This is a genomic window from Clostridioides sp. ES-W-0018-02 (genome assembly GCF_020658175.1).
Classification (GTDB): Bacteria; Bacillota; Clostridia; order Peptostreptococcales; family Peptostreptococcaceae; genus Clostridioides.
Window position 1 is genome coordinate 1 of sequence record NZ_JACVVY010000029.1, and the last position, 5,628, is coordinate 5,628.

A 5,628-nucleotide genomic window follows, 5' to 3' on the forward strand; every position below is an offset into this window, starting at 1 on the left:
CTGAGCCAGGATCAAACTCTCAAATAAAAGTTTATCAGGCTCAGATACTATTGTTATCTAAATATCTGGCTTTATGGTTTGTTTCTTGTTTATAAATTAACCTACTGTTTAATTTTCAAAGTTCTTTATGTTTATGTCCTTTTCTTGAGGACAAGTATTACTATACCAACTTTTTCTTTTAGAGTCAACAACTTTTTTTACTTTTTTTATTTTTAAATTATCACTTTACCTCTCTATTATAATATTATCCACATTATAAACAACTGATTCATATTGTTTTAACTTATTACATTAAATATTATCCACATTATAAACATATTTATCCACATATTACATAATTTATTATTTTTTGAATAAAGATAAATCCATATGTATAATCACTTCTCATTAGTCCATTTATCTATATGATACAATATGTTTACAACTTGAAAACATTGGTTGAAAATGCTTGCTTTAATAGCAGCATTATTTCCTCTCAAAAGCATTAATAATGATATTAGTAGTGATAATAGTACATGAGCATATAATTTTATTAAAGTATTTATCAACCCCTTACTACTTTACTTTGTAAATTTATATATTAACTAAAAACTTTCATAATCAAATTAAATACTTTAGTTTCATAGCCGAGTATCAATTAAACAATTTGTAAAACTTTCTTTTAAAAGAATATAAATCAAAACAAACTAATATATTATAAAACTAAAGCTATAAAAGCTACAATAGTCAGTCTAATATAAATACATTTTATATAATACATAGTTAAAGAAAAACTTTTTACATAAAAATAGACGAAAGTAAATATGTTTTTACATTTACTTTCGTCTATTTATGTTCTATTCTGCTATAGATAAATCATCCTTCATATACTGCTCAATTAAAAATACTTTTTTATACTTTAAGCTCTTCTGAACATCAATTATTCTTTGATTTGATGAACCTCTAAATTTTAAACTTATATCTTTTTTTTCATCTACAAATCTTCCATCTACTAAAACATCAATCTGCTTTAATAGGTTCAAGTTTTTAAAATATGCACTATTTTTTTTATCTAGTAGTTGTTCAAATGTAAATCCTGTATAGGACCATACATCTAAGCCAGTCTTTTTGGCTTCTTTTGCTATTTCTTCTAATGGTTCTGGCTGTAAAAATGGCTCTCCACCTGATAGTGTAATACCTTTTTGTAATTTTAGTGACTTTATCTCATTTATAATTTCTTTTGTATCCATATAAAATCCACCACATAAATTATGTGTTTGAGGATTATGACATCCTTTACAATTATGAACACATCCTTGAGTCCATATTACCATTCTTAACCCTGGTCCATCAACTATACTGTCATGACTTATAGTAGATGACATTCTTATCTTCATAACTTATTCCTCCAAATAAAACTATCTATGTTTTACCCTATCTTTAACTTCCGCTTTTTTGGCATTATTAAATCTATCAACTGTACCAACTAAATATCCTGTTATTCGTCTGATTCTTTCAAATTTAATATCACTTTCGTCTTCATTTCTTCCACATACAGGACATATATTACTTGCTATTACTCCCGAGAAACCACATATAGGATCTCTATCTACAGGATGATTTATACTTCCGTATCCTATGCCCAAATCTTTCATTGCTTTTATGATAGTTTCAAAAGCTTCTAAGTTATCAGATGGATCTCCATCTAGTTCTACATATGTTATATGACCTGCATTAGTAAATTCATGATATGGAGCTTCTATCTCAATTTTGTCATATGCACTTATATTATAATAAACTGGAACATGGAATGAATTAGTATAATACTCTTTATCTGTAATACCTTTAATTTCTCCATATACTTTCTTATCTATTTTAGTAAATCTTCCTGAAAGACCTTCTGCTGGAGTACCCATTAAAGAGAAATTTAATTTATATTTGTCTGTAGCTTCATCCATTTTATGTCTCATATATGACACTATTTTTAGTCCTAATTCTTGAGCTTCCTTGCTTTCTCCATGATGTTTACCTGTAAGAGCAATAAGGCATTCTGCTAAACCTATAAACCCAATAGTCAATGTTCCTTGCTTTATTACTTCTTTTAATGTATCTTCTGGGCCCAAATCATCAGAATCTTTCCATACGCCTTGACCCATTAAAAACGGAAAGTTTTTCATTTTTTTATTTCCTTGAACTTCAAGACGCTCTAATAATTGTTCTATAATTAAGTCTATTTTCTCATCTAGTTCTTTAAAAAATTCATCTAAATTAGTTTTCTCATTTTTTATAATTCCATGCTTTATACCTAATCTTGGAAGATTGACAGTAGTAAAAGATATATTTCCTCTGCCACTAACTGTTTCTGGCCCACATACATTACTAAGTACTCTTGTTCTACAACCCATATATGTAGCTTCTGTATCTGGATCTCCTGCTTTATAATATTTAGCATTAAAAGGAGCATCTAAAAAGCTAAAGTTAGGAAATAATCTTTTAGCTGATACCCTGCATGATAACTTAAATAAATCATAATTAGGATCTTCAGGATTTAAATTTACACCTTCTTTAACTTTAAATATCAATATTGGGAAAATTGGGGTCTCTCCATTACCTAAACCTCTTTCTTGTGATAATAATAGATTCTTAGTTACCATTCTTCCTTCTTCTGAAATATCTGTTCCAAAATTTACACTTGAAAATGGTACTTGTGCACCTGCTCTAGAATGCATTGTATTTAAGTTATGTATAAATGCTTCCATAGATTGATATGTTTTTTTATCAGTTTCTTTATATGACTCTTCAAATGCAAAGTTTTGCATGTTCTTTATAAGTTCTTCATCAATATTAAACATTTCTTTTAGTTTTTCTTTTTCAGAGTTTAAATACAATTCATCTTTTTTAAGACCAACTTTTTTATTTGTTTCTTTCTCTGTTCTATATACTATGTCCTTTATTGCTTCATTATTTTCAATTCCTTTAAATAATTTTAATGCTTTAGCTAAGTTTCCTATGTAGAATTTTTTAAATGTCTTATACACACCTTCAGACAAACCATAATCGAAAAATGGTATGCTTTGACCTCCATGTTGATCATTTTGATTACTTTGTATCGCAATTGCGGCTAGAGCTCCATAACTCATTATATCTTGTGGTTCTCTTAAGAAACCATGACCAGTTGAAAAACCATCCTCAAATAGTTTTTTAACATCTATCTGGCAACAAGTTAATGTCCCCATATTTAAAAAGTCCATGTCATGTATATGTATATCTCCATTATCATGTGCGAAAGAATGTTCTGGCTTTAATATATGAGTCTTGCAAAATTCTTTGGATACAGTACTTCCATATTGTAACATTGTTCCCATAGCTGTATTACCATTGATATTTGCATTTTCTCTTTTTATATCAGCATCTTCTGCATCCTCAAAGGTAATTTCTTCTATTGCCTTCATTAATCGTGTTTTTGAATTTCTTATTCTACTTCTTTCAGTTCTATATACTATGTACTCTTCACTAGTTTTTGCATGACCTGTTTCTATAAGAACCTTAACTACAGAATTTTGTATGTCTTCAACACTTGGAACTGATTCAGAATATTTATGATTTATCAACTTTATTACTTCCTGAGTTAGTTGCTCAGATAACTTATAATCAGGTACAATACCTTCTCTTTCTGCAACATTTGTTGCTGCTAAAAATATAGCCCTTGTTATTCTATCTTCATTAAATGGAATCACTCTTCCATCTCTCTTTTTTACAAACTCAACCAATTAAAAAAACCCCCTATTACTATATATTGTATTTTATTAATCTACATACCACTATATGTAGTATATTAAGTCTAAAAAAATCCCCTTCAACTAAGTTAAAGGGATTATCTTAATAATTACTATATTAAGATTACCAAATTTGTACATAATAGTCAAACTAACGCAAATCATTGCAAATACTATGTAGATATTTTGAACATCAGCGTTTGTAACAACTTTGGAAGTCAAAACTTTTTTCTCTTTTTTTTACACTAATTTTAGGCAAAAAATACTCATTTTCATATGTATTAATGTATATATCTACAAATTTCCTTATGTACATTTTTCAAATTTGTCGTATAATATAAATAATAATTTAAAAGGGGGCATTTTATGTTATCAAAAAGACTAAACTTTATAACTCCATCCTATACAATAGGTATTAGTTCAAAAGTTAAAGAAATGGAAAGTGACGGAATTAAAGTAATCAACCTTAGTATAGGAGAACCTGATTTTAATGTACCTAATGTTGCAAAATCTTACGGAATTGACTCTTTAAATAAAGATTGTACTAAATATGATTTAGTTCCTGGATTGAAAATACTTAGAGAAGAAATCTGTAAAAAACTTATTGAAGAAAATAACTGTAAATATTCAATAGATGAAATAGTTATATCAAGTGGAGCTAAAAATTCTATAACAAACACTTTACTAGCGTTAACAGATGAGGGAGATGAAGTGTTATTGCCAAAACCATATTGGGTTAGTTACCCTGAAATGGTTAAATTAGTTAATGCTGTTCCAATTTTTATTGATACCAGAAAAGAAAATGGATTCAAATTAACAAAAGAAGAACTTGAAAAATCTATAACAAGCAAAACAAAGATTCTTGTAATAAATAATCCTTCAAATCCTACTGGTAGTGTCTATACAAGAGATGAGCTAATTGAAATCGTAAAAGTGTGTATACAGAACAAAATATATATTTTGGCAGATGAAATATATGAAAAAATATGTTACACTGGAAATTTCACATCAGTTGCTTCATTAAGCGAAGAAGCAAAAGATATAACTATAACTATAAATGGTTTTTCTAAATCAGCTGCTATGACTGGATTAAGATTAGGCTATACTGCTTCTAATAAAACCATAGCTAAAGCAATGAGTTCCATACAAGGACATCTTATATCACATCCAAGCTTAACATCACAATACATAGCATATGGAGCCTTAAAAGATTGTTCAACTGATATAGATGATATGGTGGAAACATATAAATCTAGAAGAGATTTAATCACATCTAAATTAGATTCTATCGAAAATGTAGATTACGTAAATCCAGATGGTGCGTTTTATGCTTTTATAGACCTTTCTAAGATAGCTGAAAACTTTAAATATAAAGATAGTTTTTCTATAGAATTTTGTAATCAGTTTTTAGAAGAATACAATGTAGCAGTTGTTCCTGGCATAGCATTTGGTATGGATAAATATATTCGTATATCTTATGCTTGTAATGAGAATACTTTCTTGGCTGGATTAGATAAATTAAAAGAATTTGTATCTAAGATAATGGCATAATAATTTTAATCAAACAATTTTTAAATATAAGATATTAGATGATAAATTAATAGATTGTGTATCTATATAATATATTTAACATCGTAATTAAAAACTTAAATAAAATAAAAACCTATTGATTTTCATACCAATAGGTTTTTATTTTATTTGTTATATTAAGCTAGAATTTTATTTTAAATTTTAACTCAATATAACAAATAAAAAAATTACGTGGCTACGTCCTACTCTCCCAGGCAGTTTCCCACCAAGTACCATCAGCGCTAGAGAGCTTAACTTCTGTGTTCGGAATGGGAACAGGTGTATCCTCTCTGCTATTGTAACC

At 28.0% G+C, this 5,628-nt stretch carries 3 protein-coding genes and 1 rRNA gene; 1 reads left to right on the forward strand and 3 read right to left on the reverse strand.

Annotated features, from left to right (window positions below; all coding sequences use genetic code 11):
* Positions 1 to 836: 836 nt before the first annotated feature.
* Positions 837 to 1,376, reverse strand: coding sequence for an anaerobic ribonucleoside-triphosphate reductase activating protein (nrdG, locus tag IC219_RS21010; RefSeq protein WP_227832019.1), 540 nt, complete (start codon positions 1,374 to 1,376; stop codon positions 837 to 839).
* A 21-nt stretch (positions 1,377 to 1,397) separates the two neighbouring features.
* The gene (locus IC219_RS21015) at positions 1,398 to 3,749 is read right to left on the reverse strand and encodes an anaerobic ribonucleoside triphosphate reductase (RefSeq protein ID WP_227437646.1); all 2,352 of its coding nucleotides are present in this window, start codon (positions 3,747 to 3,749) and stop codon (positions 1,398 to 1,400) included.
* A gap of 372 nt (positions 3,750 to 4,121) precedes the next feature.
* On the opposite strand from IC219_RS21015, the gene IC219_RS21020 reads away from it, so the two are divergent.
* A complete protein-coding gene (locus IC219_RS21020) occupies positions 4,122 to 5,306 on the forward strand; it encodes a pyridoxal phosphate-dependent aminotransferase (RefSeq protein WP_227832020.1) in 1,185 nt (394 codons plus the stop codon).
* A 208-nt stretch (positions 5,307 to 5,514) separates the two neighbouring features.
* Here the strand turns inward: IC219_RS21020 and rrf are convergent.
* Positions 5,515 to 5,628 (reverse strand): 5S ribosomal RNA (gene rrf / locus IC219_RS21025); the annotation flags it as partial.

What these genes read in the sequence shown, in the direction of transcription:
- nrdG (WP_227832019.1), bottom strand. Translation starts at nt 1,376, where the DNA reads ATGAAGATAAGAATGTCATCTACTATAAGTCATGACAGTATAGTTGAT.
- IC219_RS21020 (WP_227832020.1), top strand. Translation starts at nt 4,122, where the DNA reads ATGTTATCAAAAAGACTAAACTTTATAACTCCATCCTATACAATAGGT.